Origin of the sequence: Flavobacterium sp., assembly GCF_017985075.1 — a bacterium.
In the GTDB taxonomy this organism is placed as follows: domain Bacteria; phylum Bacteroidota; class Bacteroidia; order Flavobacteriales; family Flavobacteriaceae; genus Flavobacterium.
The window spans coordinates 1-16,406 of record NZ_JAGNYF010000040.1 but is presented as its reverse complement, the minus strand read 5'-3'; the positions used below and the strand labels follow the sequence as shown (position 1 = coordinate 16,406).

15 protein-coding genes are annotated in these 16,406 nt (G+C 32.3%); 14 read left to right on the top strand and 1 reads right to left on the bottom strand.

Annotation, left to right across the window (positions count from 1 at the left end):
* The first annotated feature begins 4 nt into the window (after nt 1–4).
* The 8 genes from KA468_RS08145 (at nt 5) to KA468_RS08110 (ending at nt 7,826) form a co-directional block, all read left to right on the top strand.
* Complete coding sequence (locus tag KA468_RS08145; protein WP_291242451.1) at nt 5–1,225, top strand: HD domain-containing protein; 1,221 nt, start codon at nt 5–7, stop codon at nt 1,223–1,225.
* A gap of 25 nt (nt 1,226–1,250) precedes the next feature.
* Nucleotides 1,251–2,270 carry a UDP-3-O-(3-hydroxymyristoyl)glucosamine N-acyltransferase gene (lpxD, locus tag KA468_RS08140; RefSeq protein ID WP_291242450.1) on the top strand — a complete coding sequence of 340 codons (1,020 nt, stop codon included), beginning with the start codon at nt 1,251–1,253 and terminating at the stop codon, nt 2,268–2,270.
* Between the two features lie 4 nt (nt 2,271–2,274).
* Nucleotides 2,275–3,669: a bifunctional UDP-3-O-[3-hydroxymyristoyl] N-acetylglucosamine deacetylase/3-hydroxyacyl-ACP dehydratase gene (locus tag KA468_RS08135; protein WP_291242449.1), complete on the top strand. Its 1,395-nt coding sequence runs from the start codon at nt 2,275–2,277 to the stop codon at nt 3,667–3,669.
* Nucleotides 3,670–3,735: 66 nt separating this feature from the next.
* Nucleotides 3,736–4,521, top strand: a complete 786-nt coding sequence (lpxA, locus tag KA468_RS08130; RefSeq protein WP_291242448.1) for an acyl-ACP--UDP-N-acetylglucosamine O-acyltransferase — start codon at nt 3,736–3,738, stop codon at nt 4,519–4,521.
* Nucleotides 4,522–4,757: 236 nt separating this feature from the next.
* A complete protein-coding gene (gene efp / locus KA468_RS08125) occupies nt 4,758–5,324 on the top strand; it encodes an elongation factor P (RefSeq protein WP_291242447.1) in 567 nt (188 codons plus the stop codon).
* A gap of 9 nt (nt 5,325–5,333) precedes the next feature.
* Nucleotides 5,334–6,275 (top strand): UDP-3-O-(3-hydroxymyristoyl)glucosamine N-acyltransferase, encoded by a 942-nt coding sequence (locus KA468_RS08120; RefSeq protein WP_291242446.1) that lies wholly within the window; start codon nt 5,334–5,336, stop codon nt 6,273–6,275.
* A 140-nt stretch (nt 6,276–6,415) separates the two neighbouring features.
* The gene (gene sucD / locus KA468_RS08115) at nt 6,416–7,288 is read left to right on the top strand and encodes a succinate--CoA ligase subunit alpha (RefSeq protein WP_291242445.1); all 873 of its coding nucleotides are present in this window, start codon (nt 6,416–6,418) and stop codon (nt 7,286–7,288) included.
* Nucleotides 7,289–7,397: 109 nt separating this feature from the next.
* The gene (locus KA468_RS08110; RefSeq protein ID WP_291242444.1) at nt 7,398–7,826 is read left to right on the top strand and encodes a hypothetical protein; all 429 of its coding nucleotides are present in this window, start codon (nt 7,398–7,400) and stop codon (nt 7,824–7,826) included.
* A gap of 56 nt (nt 7,827–7,882) precedes the next feature.
* Here KA468_RS08110 and KA468_RS08105 read toward each other — a convergent pair whose 3' ends face one another.
* Nucleotides 7,883–9,073 carry a cytochrome c peroxidase gene (locus tag KA468_RS08105; protein ID WP_291242443.1) on the bottom strand — a complete coding sequence of 397 codons (1,191 nt, stop codon included), beginning with the start codon at nt 9,071–9,073 and terminating at the stop codon, nt 7,883–7,885.
* Between the two features lie 134 nt (nt 9,074–9,207).
* Here KA468_RS08105 and fabG point away from each other — a divergent pair, with 134 nt between their 5' ends.
* The 6 genes from fabG to KA468_RS08075 form a co-directional block, all read left to right on the top strand.
* Nucleotides 9,208–9,954, top strand: coding sequence for a 3-oxoacyl-[acyl-carrier-protein] reductase (gene fabG / locus KA468_RS08100; RefSeq protein ID WP_291242442.1), 747 nt, complete (start codon nt 9,208–9,210; stop codon nt 9,952–9,954).
* A 94-nt stretch (nt 9,955–10,048) separates the two neighbouring features.
* Nucleotides 10,049–10,417, top strand: coding sequence for a four helix bundle protein (locus tag KA468_RS08095; protein WP_291242441.1), 369 nt, complete (start codon nt 10,049–10,051; stop codon nt 10,415–10,417).
* Nucleotides 10,418–10,482: 65 nt separating this feature from the next.
* Nucleotides 10,483–12,510, top strand: a complete 2,028-nt coding sequence (locus KA468_RS08090) for a hypothetical protein (RefSeq protein ID WP_291242440.1) — start codon at nt 10,483–10,485, stop codon at nt 12,508–12,510.
* Between the two features lie 17 nt (nt 12,511–12,527).
* Complete coding sequence (locus KA468_RS08085) at nt 12,528–13,628, top strand: VIT1/CCC1 transporter family protein (protein WP_291242439.1); 1,101 nt, start codon at nt 12,528–12,530, stop codon at nt 13,626–13,628.
* Between the two features lie 52 nt (nt 13,629–13,680).
* Complete coding sequence (locus tag KA468_RS08080) at nt 13,681–14,067, top strand: hypothetical protein (protein ID WP_291242438.1); 387 nt, start codon at nt 13,681–13,683, stop codon at nt 14,065–14,067.
* Nucleotides 14,068–14,127: 60 nt separating this feature from the next.
* The coding region (locus KA468_RS08075) for a CusA/CzcA family heavy metal efflux RND transporter (RefSeq protein ID WP_291242437.1) at nt 14,128–16,406 on the top strand (2,279 nt) is incomplete at its 3' end.

Genomic DNA, 16,406 nt, shown 5'->3' with positions numbered 1-16,406 from the left:
CCAAATCAACAAATTAAAAATACTCAACGATCCTATTTATGGTTTTATTACCATTCCCAATACTTTAATTTACGATTTAATTCAGCATCCGTATTTTCAGCGTTTGCGTCGTATTTCTCAAATGGGCTTGTCTTATTTGGTTTATCCAGGAGCGCATCATACCCGTTTTCATCACGCTTTAGGCTGTATGCATATTATGCAAAAGGCGGTTCAAACTCTCAAATTTAAAGGTGTTGCTATTTCTGATGAAGAAGAAAATGCATTATATGTAGCGATTTTATTACACGATATAGGACACGGACCTTTTAGTCACGCATTAGAGAATAGTGTGTTGGAAGAAGTGCATCACGAAGAGTTGTCATTGTTGTTTATGGAGCAGCTAAATACTGAATTTGACGGAAAATTAGCTTTAGCCATTCAGGTTTTTAAAGGTGAATACCATAGAAAATTTATGTTGCAATTGATTTCCAGTCAGTTAGATATGGATCGTATGGATTACCTAAAACGCGATAGTTTTTACACGGGTGTCAACGAAGGAAACGTAAATAGCGAACGATTAATTCAAATGCTAAACGTACAAGACGACGTGTTGGTAATGGAAGAAAAAGGAATTTATTCTATAGAAAAGTTTCTTATGGCGCGCCGATTGATGTATTGGCAAGCGTATTTGCATAAAACCAGCGTAGTAGCAGAATTAACATTGACAAAGATATTAAAACGAGCAAAAGAGCTTTCATCAAAAGGTGAAGTGTTATTTGGAAGTCCGTTTTTATTATTCTTTTTAAATCATAAAATTGAATTACAACAAATAGATAAAACCATCTTAGATACGTTTTCTAATTTAGATGATTACGATGTGTTGGGCGCTATAAAACAATGGCAATTTCACGATGATTTTGTACTGAGTTCTTTAAGTAAAATGGTCATCAATAGAAATCTACTAAAGATTGAATTAAACGAAGATAAAGTAAACAAAATCAAATTCTTAGAGTTAAAAGAAAAATACATGAAACAGTATGCTATTTCAGAAAATGAAGTAGGGTATTTTGTGTTCAAAGGCAAACTGAAAAACGAAGCCTATAGCAAGTCTTCGGAGCCTATTAGAATTCTAAAAAAAGATAAAACAATTGAAAATGTAGTGGAAGCCTCAGATCAAATGCACTTAAAAGCATTGTCAAAAACGGTAATCAAATATTTTATTTGTTATCCGAAAGCGATAGATTAAGGTTAATTTTTATATTTTTGCACAGATGAAATTTACAGCAGGACAAATAGCAGGCATATTGGATGGAGAAGTTTTCGGAAATCCAGATGCTGAAGTATATAAATTAGCTAAAATAGAGGAAGGAACAGAAGGTTCGCTAACTTTTTTAGCTAATACGAAGTATTCCAATTATTTATATAACACAAACGCCACAATAGTTATAGTAAATAAATCGTATGAGCTTGAAAAAGAAGTAAAAGCTACATTAATTAAAGTTGATGATGCGTACAGCTCTTTTTCAAAATTATTAGAATATTATAATCAAATCAAACTAATGAAATCGGGTATAGAGCAACCTTCTGTTATTTCGGATGGTGTAACCTATGGTGACGATTTATATTTAGGTAGTTTTTGCTACATTGGTAAAAACGTACGTATTGGAAATAATGTAAAAATATATCCAAATAGTTTTATAGGCGACAATGTTACAATTGGCGATAATTGTGTGTTTTTTGCAGGTGTACGAGTGTATTCAGAATCGGAAATAGGCAATCATGTTACCATTCATTCAGGAACGATTATCGGTTCTGACGGTTTTGGTTTTGCACCACAAGAAGACGGTTCGTATTCTAAAATTCCACAAATTGGAAATGTTGTTATCGAAGACCATGTAGAAATTGGTTCATGTTCTACAGTAGATAGAGCCACACTTGGTACCACTTATATCCGAAGAGGCGCGAAGTTAGACAACCAAATTCAAGTGGCACATAATGTAGAAATAGGAGAAAATACGGTTATTGCAGCTCAAACGGGCATTGCCGGTTCTACAAAAATTGGTAAAAATTGTTTAATTGGTGGTCAAGTAGGAATTGCAGGACATATTACAATAGGCGATAGGGTAAAAATTCAAGCCCAATCAGGTATCGGAAAAAGTTTAAAAGACGGAGAAGTTGTGCAAGGTAGCCCAGCATTTAATTATGGCGATTTTGCAAAGTCATTCGTACACTTTAGAAATTTACCTAAAATAGTTAATGAAATAGAAGAATTAAAAAAGAATAATACATAAAATCATGTTAAAACAAACAACTCTAAAAAGCGAAATTTCTTTAAAAGGTGTCGGACTTCATACGGGTCAGGAAGTGACAATGACTTTTAAACCTGCACCCATAAACAATGGTTTTACATTTGTACGTGTCGATTTAGAAGGAAGCCCAATTATTGAAGCAGATGCCAATTATGTAGTAAATACACAACGTGGTACTAATTTAGAAAAATTAGGTGTCATGATTCAAACACCTGAGCATGTTTTAGCCGCTTTAGTAGGATGTGATTTAGATAATGTGATTATTGAATTAAATTCTTCTGAATTGCCTATTATGGATGGTTCTTCAAAATATTTTGTTGAAGCATTAGAAAAAGTAGGTTGTGTAGAACAAGATGCAGAGCGAAAAATATATGTTGTAAAAGATGTTATCTCTTATTTGGATGAAGCTACAGGTAGCGAAATTACTATTATTCCAAGTGATGGGTATTGTGTTACAGCAATGGTTGATTTTGGTACAAAAGTATTAGGAACACAAAATGCAAACATGAAAAACATTTCTGATTTTAAATCGGAAATAGCTGATTGTAGAACGTTTAGTTTTTTACATGAATTAGAAGCACTGTTAAATAACGGATTAATTAAAGGCGGCGATTTAAATAACGCCATAGTTTATGTAGATAAAGAAATTTCTGAAGAAACTATGGGTAATTTAAAGAAAGCCTTCAATAAAGAACATATTTCGGTTAAAGAAAACGGAATTTTAGATAACTTAACTTTACATCATCCAAACGAAGCAGCACGTCATAAACTATTAGATGTAGTAGGTGATTTGTCTCTTATTGGAAGAAGAATTCAAGGAAAGGTAATCGCAAACAAACCAGGGCATTTTGTAAACACTCAATTTGCTAAAAAAATATCGAAAATTATTAAATTGGAAGAAAAAAATCAAATTCCAGTTTATGATTTACATAAGGATCCAGTACTTGATATCCACGGAATTATGGATTTGTTACCACACAGACCACCATTCTTATTAGTAGATAAAATTTTAGAGTTATCTGAAACTCATGTTGTGGGCTTGAAAAACGTAACCATGAACGAGCCTTTCTTTGTAGGGCATTTTCCTGGTGCGCCTGTAATGCCTGGTGTATTACAAGTGGAAGCGATGGCACAAACGGGAGGTATTTTAATTTTAAGTACGGTACCAGATCCAGAAAATTATCTAACCTTCTTTATGAAAATAGATAATGTAAAATTCAAACAAAAAGTGTTACCAGGTGATACTGTTGTATTTAAATGCGAATTAATTACACCAATTAGAAGAGGAATTTGCCACATGCAAGCCTACGCATATGCCAACGGAAAATTAGTTTCGGAAGCCGAATTAATGGCGCAAATTGTAAAAGTTAAAAACGATTAAATAAAAAACGTAATATTTAGAAGTAATCATTGACTTCTAACTATTTAGACATAAAATATAAAATATATGAATCAACCATTAGCATACGTTCATCCAGGAGCAAAAATTGCAAGAAATGTAGTTATCGATCCGTTTACTACCATTCATAATAATGTAGAAATTGGAGAAGGAACTTGGATAGGCTCTAACGTTACCATTATGGAAGGCGCAAGAATTGGTAAAAATTGTAATATTTTTCCAGGAGCAGTCATTTCTGCTGTACCACAAGACTTAAAGTTTGGTGGTGAAGATTCTTTAGCAATAATAGGTGATAACTCTACAATTAGAGAATGTGTTACTATTAATAGAGGTACCGTGGCGGCTGGAAAAACAGTAATTGGTAAAAATTGCCTTATTATGGCAACCGCACACATTGCTCACGATTGCATGATTGGCGACAATGCTATTATTGTAAATGGTGTAGCATTAGCTGGGCATGTTACAGTTGGTCAATATGCAGTAATTGGAGGTTTAGCGGCAGTGCATCAGTTTATTTCTATTGGTGACCACGCAATGGTTTCTGGTGGAAGTTTAGTAAGAAAAGATGTGCCACCTTTTTCAAAAGCAGCAAAAGAACCTTTATCATATGTGGGTATTAATTCTGTAGGATTAAGAAGAAGAGGGTTTACCACAGAAAAAATAAGAGAGATTCAAGATATATACCGAATTTTATACCAAAAAAACTACAATACGTCTCAAGCAATGAGTATTATTGAAGCCGAAATGGAAGCGACTCCAGAAAGAGATGAAATTTTAGATTTCATTAGAAATTCTTCTCGCGGAATCATGAAAGGCTATACAGGAAGCGTTTAAAAAAAAACTAAACCACTATGAACTTGAAAATCATAGATTTAGTTGGCAAACTAAAAGTTTTAACAGTTGTGTGAATTATTTTTTTGACACAAATTACACAAATTAGCACGAATTAATCTGTGGAAATTCGTGAAATTCGTGGCGAAATTTTTAGAACATAAATGTAAAATTTAATAAAAGTGAATAGTTTTAACTATTTTTGAGATTAATTAAAATATAATAAAAAAACAAACAAAATGGCAAGTACATCAGATATTAGAAATGGTTTATGCATTAAATTTAACCACGATATTTATAAAATCATCGAATTCTTACACGTAAAGCCAGGTAAAGGTCCTGCGTTTGTAAGAACAAAATTAAAATCATTAACTAACGGAAAAGTATTAGACAATACCTTTTCTGCAGGACATAAAATAGATGTAGTTCGTGTTGAGACACAAACATATCAATTTTTATATCCAGAAGGAAATGATTTTCACTTTATGAATATAGAATCTTTTGAGCAAATTACTTTAAATAAGAATATTTTAGATGCACCAGATTTATTAAAAGAAGGTACAAATGTAATGGTTCAAATTAATACAGAAACAGATTTACCTTTATCAGTAGACATGCCTGCGTCAATTGTTTTAGAAGTAACTTATACTGAACCAGGTTTAAAAGGAAATACCGCTACAAATGCAACCAAACCAGCAACAGTAGAAACGGGTGCTACGATTAATGTACCTTTATTTATTAATGAAGGTGATAAAATTAAAATTGATACAACTTCAAGTTCTTATATGGAACGTGTAAAAGAGTAATTGAAATAAATGAAATTTAACAAAACATATACATTAAAACAAATTGCTGAAATCATCAAGTCTAACTATGTTGGATCTGATGATTTTCCAGTTTATGGTATGAATGAAATTCATGTGGTAACACCTGGCGATATTGTTTTTGTAGACCATCCAAAATATTACGATAAAGCGTTGCAATCTGCAGCTACAATTGTACTTATCAATAAAGAAGTAACATGCCCAAATGGAAAAGCATTATTAATTTCGGATGATCCTTTTAGAGACTTTAATATTTTAACCAACTATTTTCGACCTTTTCAGTTTTCAAATGTTTCAATTTCAGAAACAGCTACTATTGGAGAAGGAACTGTAATTCAACCCAATTGTTTTATTGGACATCAAGTTCAAATTGGTAAAAATTGTTTGATTCATTCCAATGTTTCCATTTACGATAATACTGTAATTGGTGACAACGTAATTATACATGCAGGGACTATTTTAGGTGCCGATGCTTTTTACTATAAAAAACGGGCAGAAGGTTTTGATCAATTGCTTTCTGGTGGACGAGTAGTCATAGAAAACAATGTAGGAATTGGTGCACTTTGTACTATTGATAAAGGCGTAACAGGCGATACTACTATTGGAGAAGGTACAAAAATTGACAATCAGGTTCATGTAGGACACGACACCATTATTGGAAAAAAATGTTTAATTGCTTCCCAAACAGGTATTGCAGGTTGTGTAATAATCGAAGATGAGGTTACGCTTTGGGGTCAAGTAGGTACCACCAGCGGTATAACTATTGGTGCGAAGGCTGTAATTATGGGGCAAACTGGAGTAACAAAATCTGTTGAAGGTGGAAAATCTTATTTTGGAACACCAATTGAGGAATCTCGCGAAAAATTAAAGCAATTGGCTAATATTAAACGTATTCCTGAGATTTTAGAAACTTTGAAAAACACGTCTAAATAAAAATAGCGCTTTCTATCTATTTGTTTGAAAAACAAAATGGATACCAAATTAGCAAAAAAGTATAAAAAAAGTCTCAAAAAATTAATTTATTACTGGCAAAAAACTTACTTTTGCTCAACTTTTAAAAAACAAATAACCTCATGAGTGTTTTAGTAAATAAAAATTCAAAAATTATAGTTCAAGGATTTACAGGAAGTGAAGGAACGTTTCACGCTTCTCAAATGATTGAATACGGTACAAATGTAGTAGGTGGTGTAACGCCAGGTAAAGGTGGTACATTGCATTTAGATAGACCTGTTTTTAATACGGTTAAAGATGCTGTTAAAACAGCTGGAGCAGATACTTCAATCATTTTTGTACCGCCAGCATTTGCTGCAGATGCGATTATGGAAGCTGCTGATGCAGGAATTAAAGTAATTATTTGTATCACGGAAGGAATTCCAGTGGCAGATATGATTAAAGCATATGATTTTATTCAAGGTAAAGATTGTCGTTTAGTAGGTCCTAACTGTCCAGGAGTAATTACTCCAGGTGAAGCTAAAGTTGGTATTATGCCAGGTTTCGTATTCAAAAAAGGAACAGTTGGTATTGTTTCTAAATCAGGAACATTAACTTACGAAGCAGCTGACCAAGTTGTAAAACAAGGTTTAGGAATTACTACAGCAATTGGTATTGGTGGAGATCCAATTATTGGAACTACAACTAAACAAGCTGTTGAATTATTAATGAACGACCCTGAAACAGAATGTATCATTATGATAGGTGAAATTGGTGGTCAATTAGAAGCTGATGCTGCTAAATGGGTAAAAGCAGATGGTAATCGTAAACCAGTTGTTGGTTTTATCGCTGGTGAAACCGCTCCAAAAGGAAGAACAATGGGTCACGCAGGTGCGATTGTTGGTGGAGCAGATGATACAGCAGAAGCTAAAAAACGCATTATGAGAGAATGTGGTATTCACGTTGTAGATTCTCCAGCAGAAATTGGAAAAAAAGTAAAAGAAATAATGGGATAATTTCCTGTATTTAAAATACATAATAATAAAAGCTCCTTTTATGGAGCTTTTATTACTTATACTAATCAAGTTCACTTAGTAATCAGACTGAGTGGCAAATAAAATTAAAATGGAAAAAGAATTAAAAAAATACAAATCAACAAATAGTTTTTTATTTACAACGGATTTGAACTTAGAAGAGGTTTGTAATGCGCCTGAAGGTGCAAGTGGTGTTTTCTTAGTATTTGATGCAAGTAACGAAGAAAAACAATTAATTATGGTAGGTTCAACAGGTACGGTTCAGAATGATGGTACGTTGAAAGTGAAAAGTGGCGGTTTATACGATAAAATTGTAAACGGACATCAATTTGCTAAAACGGGAAGAAAATATTCTTGGCCTGCACAAATGAAAAAGGAAGAAATTACAGCTTTAGAAGTAGTTTGGTATGAAACTTTTACAGGAAAAACAAAAAACATTCCAACATTTGTTGAAGCTACTGTTTTACAAAGTTTTCTAAAAGACAATGGTACACTTCCTAAATGGAATGTAGCTTTCTAAAAAATAAATAGATAAAAAAAATCCCGCTCTGAATATTTTAGAGCGGGATTTTTGTTTTAATTAAAAGGGTTAGACCATTTCGTATTGGTATACACATCTGTACCAGACAAAGTTCTTAAAAAAGCAACAACAGCATCAACTTCTGTTGCGGTTAAATTTAATTGTTGTCCAACACCATTGGGTCTTAATCTTGGATCTAAATTAGTATTTCCAGGCGCAATATTTATCGTACCATAATGACCAATAGCTTGTTGAAGTGAAGTAATTACTCCCGTGTGCATCATTTGTCCGTTTGTAGTACCATTTACTTTTACTAAATCTCTTAAAGAAGGCGCTCTGGTATTTGTAATGTCAATACCTGTTCCAGTTAAACTACCTATTATTCCATTATTTCGAGTATTTGGATCGATATCAAATTCAGGTGCTCTATGACAACCGGCACAACCCATTCCGCCAGCTGTTCTAACTCCAGAAGCATTAAAGGTTGGAGGTGTTAAAAACAAGTTTTTACCTTGATTTTCTTGTGCTGTGAAATTCGCAAAAGGTGCTCCGTCATTTGGTGCGCCTGCACGTCCAACATCGTATTTTGAATCAAAGGATTGAATACTTCTAATAAATTGTGCTAAAGCAAATTGAATTTTAGTTTCTGTAATTTCTTCAGAACCATATGCAAATTTAAATAACTCTTTGTAATAATTTATAGCGCTTAATTTTGTAATTAAAGCGTTAAAATTTAAATCACCATTGGCACCACTGTATCCCATTTCACCATGGTCTTTGATGGGCATTGTAGTTTGAATTTCTAAAGATGCGGCACGTTCGTCCCAAAAGAATTTAGATTCCACAGCAAAACGCGTATTGATTAATCTCATGGAATGGCGTCCAGTAGTTCCGTTAACTCCTGTACTCGCAACAGAATCATCTCCAAAAGCTACGGCTTGTTTGTGACAACTTGAACAAGATACGGTATTGTTAGAAGACATTTTTTTATCGTAAAACAAAACTCGACCTAAAGTAGCACCTTTATTTGAAATAGGATTTAAGGCACTATTGTCTTTAATAATATAGGCTGGAACAGTTTGGTTCGCATAATTGGCTAAATTATTTAAGTCAACTGAATTTCCAAATTCTGCTTGTACAGCAGGGTAGGTTTCTGTAATAGCAGTGTAGCTATCTTCATTAGAATCATTACAGGAAACTACTGAAAAAGCAATTGCTAAAAATGGTAAGATTTTGAAGGCTTTCATAGGCTTTTTGTTTTGGTTAATTCTGTTTAGACCAAAAATAAACAAAAAGGTTTAATGTAAAAGAAATTTTTATTGCTTTAAATTATTATTATATTTGACTTTTATAAGAACGTATATCATTTAAATAGAATAGTATGAAATTATTAGAAGGAAAAGTAGCCATTATTACTGGTGCAAGTAGAGGAATTGGAAGTGGAATTGCTAAAGTTTTTGCACAAAACGGAGCAAATGTTGCCTTTACATATAGTTCTTCTGCAGAATCGGCGTTAGCATTAGAAAACGAATTAAATGCTTTAGGAATTCAATCTAAAGGATATAAATCAAATGCGGCAGATTTTAACGAAGCGCAAAAATTAGTAGATGATGTAATGGCTGATTTTGGAAATATCGACATTTTAATAAATAACGCCGGGATTACAAAAGACAATTTGTTAATGCGTATGTCTGAAGAAGATTTTGATGCGGTAATGAATATCAACTTAAAATCGGTATTTAATATGACTAAAGCGGTACAAAAAGTAATGCTTAAAAATCGTGCTGGTTCTATTGTAAATATGAGTAGTGTAGTAGGAGTAAAAGGAAATGCAGGTCAAGCAAACTACGCCGCATCTAAAGCAGGTATGATTGGTTTTACAAAGTCTATCGCATTAGAATTGGGTTCACGTAATATTCGTTGTAATGCTATCGCTCCAGGTTTCATTGAAACTGAAATGACAGCTAAACTTAACGAAGATGTTGTGAAAGGTTGGAGAGAATCTATTCCTTTAAAACGTGGTGGAACGCCAGAAGATGTTGCAAACGTGTGTGTCTTCTTAAGTTCAGATATGAGCGCTTACGTTACAGGACAAGTTATTAATGTAGATGGGGGAATGTTGACATAGTATTGTAAATAAGGTTTAAAAGTTTATGTGTTTAAAAGTTTAAAAGGTTTTGGGTTGAATCTAGCTTGAAATTTATAAATTTAACAGTATTTCAATGAGAATATTTAGTTTTGAAAAGTTGATTGCTTGGCAAAAAAGCAGAGAATTAGCTATGTTGATATTTACAACAACTAAAAAATTCCCAAAAGACGAATTATTTGGATTAACTAGTCAAATGAGAAGATGTTCTGTTTCTATTGCGTCAAACCTAGCTGAAGGTTCAGGAAGAAATTCTATGAAAGATAAAGCTAGATTTTCCGAAATTGCTTACAGTTCTTCATTAGAATTATTAAATCAAGTTATTTTATGTCGCGATTTTGAATATGTAGATGAAAATCAATCTATTTTAATAAGAGAAAAAATAATTGAAGTAAATATGCTAATTGATGGTTTGTATAAGTCGCAAATTTCTAATATAAAATAACATTTACACAATCCATAACCACAAAGACTTTTAAACTTTTAACCATATAATCACTTAAACTAACAATGACATCAAGCACCATCCTTTTAATATTACTTTCGGTTATTATTTCTGGAGTTGTTGCTTTTTATCAATATATATTTAAAGCCAATATCCAAAAGAAAACAAATTGGATATTGGCTTTTTTGCGTTTTATTTCGGTTTTCGCGTTATTATTATTGCTAATTAATCCAATAATAGCCAGAAAATCAATAGAAACAAATAAAATTCCTTTAGCTATTGTAGCAGATAATTCGCGTTCTATATCAGAATTAAAAGCTGTTGATGTTGAAAAAGAATGGGTTGAAAAATTGACTTCAAATGCAGCTTTAAAGGAAAAATTCGACATTCAAACGTATACTTTTGATGCTGCTTTTTTCGCTGAAAAACCATTGGATTTCAAGGGAAATCAATCGAATATTGATGATGTAGCTATTAATTTGAAGCAACTGCATAAAAACACGTTTTATCCAGTTGTTTTATTAACCGATGGAAATCAAACTATTGGAAATGATTATGTGTATAGTTTTCAAGAATCAACTACAGTTTTTCCTGTTGTTTTAGGTGATACGACTACCACATTCGATTTAAAAATCAATCAGCTTAACGCGAATAAATACGCCTTTTTAAAGAATAAATTTCCAGTTGAAGTATTTTTACAATACAATGGAAATAAATCTGTTTCCACTACTTTTTCTATTGAAAAAAACGGAAAAAAAGTTACCAGTCAAACTGTAAATTTCGATAAGAAAAACAAAGTGCAATCGGTTCAAATTTTGTTAGAAGCGGATAGAGTAGGACTGCAAAAATACAAAGCGGTACTTTCATCATCTGTAAAAGAGAAAAACAGTTATAACAATACTAAAAACTTCGCAGTAGAAGTATTAGATCAGAAAAAAGAAATTGCAATTGTATCCGATATTTCTCATCCAGATATAGGCGCAATAAAACGGGCTATTGAATCTAATGCACAGCGTAAAGTAACTATTGTTAAGCCAAATGAAATTTCTGATTTAAAAAAATACAATGTATTGATTTTGTATCAGCCAACCGCTTCTTTTAAGAAACTATTTGAAGCTAACAAAAACGTAAACATTAATACTTTTATTGTTACAGGAATGGCTACAGATTTTAACTTATTAAATCAAATTCAATCCGATTTAGCGTTTAAGTTAACCAATAAAAAAGAAGATTTTACAGCTTCATTTGTATCCGATTTTAATCTTTTTGCACAATCTGATATACAGTTTTCGCAATTTCCGCCATTAGAAAATCCTTTTGGTAAAATTACAGAGAAAGGAAGTGTAAACACCTTGTTGAAAGGAAAGGTAAATGGTATTGAAGTTGGAAATCCTATTTTAACTTTTTCTGAAAAAGGCAGTAATAGAAATGCCTATTTATTAGGTGAAAACTCTTGGAAATGGCGAATGGAGAGTTTTATATTAAATCAATCTTACGAAAAATACGACCTGTTTATTGACAAGATTATTCAGTATTTATCTACTAATTCCGCTAAGAAATCACTTTTGGTTGAACACGAAAGTTTTTATAATTCTGGTGAAACAATAGAGATATTCGCACAGTATTTTAATAAAAGTTATGAATTAGAAGAAAATGCAAATTTGTCTATCACTTTAACAAACAAAGCTACTAAGGCCATAAAAAACTACAATTTTTCAAAAGCAAATAATGGGTACCAAGCTATTTTTGATGGTTTAGAACCAGGAAATTATGTTTTTCAAGTTAAAGAAAATACGAGTAACGCAAGTTATAATGGTGCTTTTGAGGTTTTAGATTTTGATGTTGAAAAACAATTTGTAAATCCAGATATTGCCAAATTACAACAATTGGCTAACCAGAATAATGGAACACTTATTTTTCCAAATCAAATGGATGCGTTAATTCAGAAGCTGCTTCAAAAAAACACCTATTTGCCTGTAGAAAAAACTATAATTAAAAATTCACCTTTAATTGATTTCTTGTGGTTACTAATTATTATTGTTGTATCTTTAAGTACCGAGTGGTTCATTAGAAAGTACAACGGATTATTATAAAATTAAAACTTCAAAAGATGATTAGTTTAAAAAGTATACAAACCGAAATAGACGCCAGTTATTTATACCGTATAATTGCTGAACACGAAGAAGAGGAAGCGGTTGCAGAAGTTTTTAAACAAATGAGTGAAATTGAGCACAGTCACGCTGTAGCTTTTATTCAGAAAAATAATTTAATGGAATCCGATTTGCCTTCGCCTTCATTTAGAGCCAAAACATTACATAAAATTGGAGCTATTTTTGGTTACGATTATGTTTTAGGTGTTTTATTGGATACAGAAAAAAGCATATCAAATTCAGTTATAGGTGCAAGAAAAAAATACAGTTCAGCACAATCTATCTCCGATACGGCTCACGTTACAATATTAAAAAACATATTAAATACGAGTACTAAAGTTTCTGGTTCCAATTTAGCCCGTTTTGAAAAAAGACATCGTTCTGTTGGAGGTAACGCCTTAAGAGCTGCAGTTTTGGGTGGAAATGACGGTTTGGTTTCCAATTTTAGTTTAGTAATGGGAATTGCAGGTGCTACAAGCGGGCAAAGTGAAGTATTACTTGCAGGAATGGCTGGTTTGTTAGCAGGCGCCTTGTCTATGGCATTAGGCGAATGGATTTCGGTTAAAAGTTCTCAAGAATTGTATGAAAACCAAATGCAATTAGAAATGGACGAATTAGAAGCTAACCCTGAAGGCGAACGTAAAGAAATAGCCTTAATTTATATGTCTAAAGGCATACCGCAAGACCAAGCCAATCAAATGGCCGCTGATATTATTTCCAATAAAGAATTGGCACATCAATTTTTAATTAAAGAAGAATTAGGCATAAATGCAGAAGATTTAAAAGGTTCTGCTATGGAAGCGGCTATAACTTCATTTGTGCTTTTTGGTATTGGCGCGATAATTCCGGTACTTCCTTTTTTCTTTTACGGAGGAATGAAAGCGGTAGTAATTAGTACTGCTTTAAGTGCTGTCGGTTTATTTTTAATAGGTGCTATTATTACCTTGTTTACTGGCAAAAGCGTTTGGTATTCGGGATTTAGACAAGTATTATTTGGCTTGTTAGCTGCAGCTATTACTTTTGGGATTGGTAAACTAATTGGTGTATCGGTAATTGGTTAATTTTAACGTAATTTTATTATTTTTTAGTTAAGATTTAACTAATTTTGCTACAATGAAAAAGTATGTAACATTATTTTTAATTTTTACTTACTTGTTTTCAATGACTGAATTGCATCAGGTATTGAAAGCACCATTACTTGTAGAGCATTATTACGAACACAACGATTCTAAGGAATTATCTGTACTTACTTTTTTAGAAATGCATTATTTAAACGGAAATGTGAAAGATGCAGATTATGAAAAAGATATGAAATTACCATTTAAAAGCTTTCAAGATAATCATCCTAATGTAGTTTTGCATTTACCAGAAACAACTGATTTTTTTAATTTTATTACTTTTTCTTTATCAGAACAAAAACCATATTGTATTAAAAATCAAGTAAATACTTCCAGTTTTCTTACATCAATTTGGCAACCGCCAAAAACTATTTTATCATAATAAATTACAATCAACCATAATAGTTGATGATTTCATTATTCATAAAATAAAAATAATCTCATGTTAAATAAAATTATAGAGTTTTCTGTAAAGAATAAACTCATCATTGCGTTATTTACCTTTGCTCTTGTAGTTTTTGGTATTTATAACGTGCAAAAATTACCTATTGATGCCGTTCCAGACATCACAAATAATCAAGTTCAAGTAATTACTATTGCACCTTCTTTTGGAGCTACAGATATTGAACGATTGGTTACTTTTCCAATAGAGCAAGTAAACAATAATATCCCTGGATTAAAAGAAATTAGAAGTTTTTCCAGATTTGGACTGTCTTTAGTTACCATTGTTTTCGATGACGATACAGATATTTATTGGGCAAGACAACAAGTTTCCGAAAGATTACAACAAGTACAAAGTCAGCTTCCTAAAGGAATGGGTACACCAGAATTAGGTCCTGTTTCAACTGGTTTAGGAGAAATTTACCAATATGTGGTTCGTCCTGAAAAAGGATACGAAAAAAAATACGACGCTACAGAATTAAGAACGATTCAAGATTGGATAATAAAACGACAACTTTCTGGCGTTAAAGGTGTAGCAGAAGTGAGTAGTTTTGGTGGAAAACTAAAACAATTAGAAATTAGTATTCAACCCAACAAGCTGAAAGCAAATGGCATCACTATTAATGATGTTTTTGATGCTTTAGAGAGCAATAATCAGAATACCGGCGGAAGTTATATTGAAAAGAACGAAACCGCTTTATTTATTAGAACTGAAGGCTTACTTCAATCAAAAGAAGATATTGAAAACATTTCGCTTCCAACAAAAACAGGTAATCCAATATTTTTAAAAGATATTGCTGAAATAAAAAATGGTTTTGCTACTCGATATGGCGCAATGTGTTATAACGACCAAGGCGAAGTATCAGGTGCTATAGTTATGATGCTTAAAGGCGCAAATAGTAGTGAAGTAATTAAAAATGTAAAAGAAAGAATCGCTCAAATTCAAAAAACATTACCAAAAGGTGTAATTATTGAACCTTTTTTAGACCGAATTAAAATGGTAAATAATGCCATAGGAACGGTGGAAAAAAACCTTATCGAAGGCGCACTAATTGTAATTTTCGTTTTGGTTTTGTTTTTAGGAAACTTTAGAGCAGGACTTTTAGTAGCTTCAGTAATTCCGTTGGCTATGCTTTTTGCCATTATAATGATGAATTTATTTGGTGTTAGTGGAAATTTAATGAGCTTAGGTGCTTTAGATTTTGGTTTAATTGTAGATGGCGCCGTAATTATTGTAGAAGCGGTTATACATCAAATTTATTCGCATCATAAAAAAGAAAATGCCATTGCGCTAACGCAAGAAAATGTAGACCATGAAGTAAAATCATCATCTAAAAAAATGATGAATAGTGCCGTTTTCGGGCAAATTATTATTTTAATTGTGTATTTGCCTATTTTCTCACTTGACGGAATTGAAGGTAAAATGTTTAAACCTATGGCACAAACGGTTGCCTTTGCTTTAATTGGCGCTTTTATTTTATCGTTAACCTATATTCCAATGATGAGTACTATTGTGTTGAAAAACTTAAAACACAATCCAAATAACTTTTCAGAACGAATGATGGCGTATTTGGAAAATATATATCAAAAACGTTTGATTCAAGCAATTGCTAATAAAAGAAAAATTATAATTTCAACAGTTGTTGTCTTTTTCGCATCTATATTCGTGATGTCCTTTTTAGGTGGCGAATTTATTCCTGCTTTGGAAGAAGGTGATTTTGCGGTTGATACTCGCGTATTAACTGGAAGTAACTTAAATACTACAATGGCTTCCACACAAAAAGCAGCTAAAATATTAAAAGACAGATTTCCTGAAGTTGAAAAAGTAGTTACGAAAATTGGAAGTGGTGAAGTCCCAACTGATCCTATGCCAATGGAAGCAAGTGATATGATGGTAATTTTAAAAGATAAAAGCGAATGGACTTCGGCAACAACTTTTAATGAATTGTCTGATAAAATGAGCGATGCTTTAAAAGATGTTCCAGGAATTACTGCTGGTTTTCAATATCCTGTTCAAATGCGTTTTAATGAGTTAATGACAGGCGCCAGACAAGATGTAGTATGTAAAATATTTGGAGAAAATTTAGATACTCTTGCCGTATATGCGAGTAAAATTGGAAAAATTGTTAAAACAATTAAAGGTACTAAAGATTTATACGAAGAGCCAATAGGAGGAATGCCTCAGGTAGTTATTGAATATAAACGACCAATAATGGCGCAATATGGATTAAATGTAAATGAAATCAATAGAGTAGTAAATACTGCTTTTGCAGGTCAAAC

Excerpts from the sequence above, each read along its gene's own strand:
- lpxD (WP_291242450.1), top strand. The coding sequence starts at position 1,251 with ATGAAATTTACAGCAGGACAAATAGCAGGCATATTGGATGGAGAAGTT.
- KA468_RS08135 (WP_291242449.1), top strand. The coding sequence starts at position 2,275 with ATGTTAAAACAAACAACTCTAAAAAGCGAAATTTCTTTAAAAGGTGTC.
- lpxA (WP_291242448.1), top strand. The coding sequence starts at position 3,736 with ATGAATCAACCATTAGCATACGTTCATCCAGGAGCAAAAATTGCAAGA.
- efp (WP_291242447.1), top strand. The coding sequence starts at position 4,758 with ATGGCAAGTACATCAGATATTAGAAATGGTTTATGCATTAAATTTAAC.
- KA468_RS08120 (WP_291242446.1), top strand. The coding sequence starts at position 5,334 with ATGAAATTTAACAAAACATATACATTAAAACAAATTGCTGAAATCATC.
- sucD (WP_291242445.1), top strand. The coding sequence starts at position 6,416 with ATGAGTGTTTTAGTAAATAAAAATTCAAAAATTATAGTTCAAGGATTT.
- KA468_RS08110 (WP_291242444.1), top strand. The coding sequence starts at position 7,398 with ATGGAAAAAGAATTAAAAAAATACAAATCAACAAATAGTTTTTTATTT.
- KA468_RS08105 (WP_291242443.1), bottom strand. The coding sequence starts at position 9,073 with ATGAAAGCCTTCAAAATCTTACCATTTTTAGCAATTGCTTTTTCAGTA.
- fabG (WP_291242442.1), top strand. The coding sequence starts at position 9,208 with ATGAAATTATTAGAAGGAAAAGTAGCCATTATTACTGGTGCAAGTAGA.
- KA468_RS08095 (WP_291242441.1), top strand. The coding sequence starts at position 10,049 with ATGAGAATATTTAGTTTTGAAAAGTTGATTGCTTGGCAAAAAAGCAGA.
- KA468_RS08090 (WP_291242440.1), top strand. The coding sequence starts at position 10,483 with ATGACATCAAGCACCATCCTTTTAATATTACTTTCGGTTATTATTTCT.
- KA468_RS08085 (WP_291242439.1), top strand. The coding sequence starts at position 12,528 with ATGATTAGTTTAAAAAGTATACAAACCGAAATAGACGCCAGTTATTTA.
- KA468_RS08080 (WP_291242438.1), top strand. The coding sequence starts at position 13,681 with ATGAAAAAGTATGTAACATTATTTTTAATTTTTACTTACTTGTTTTCA.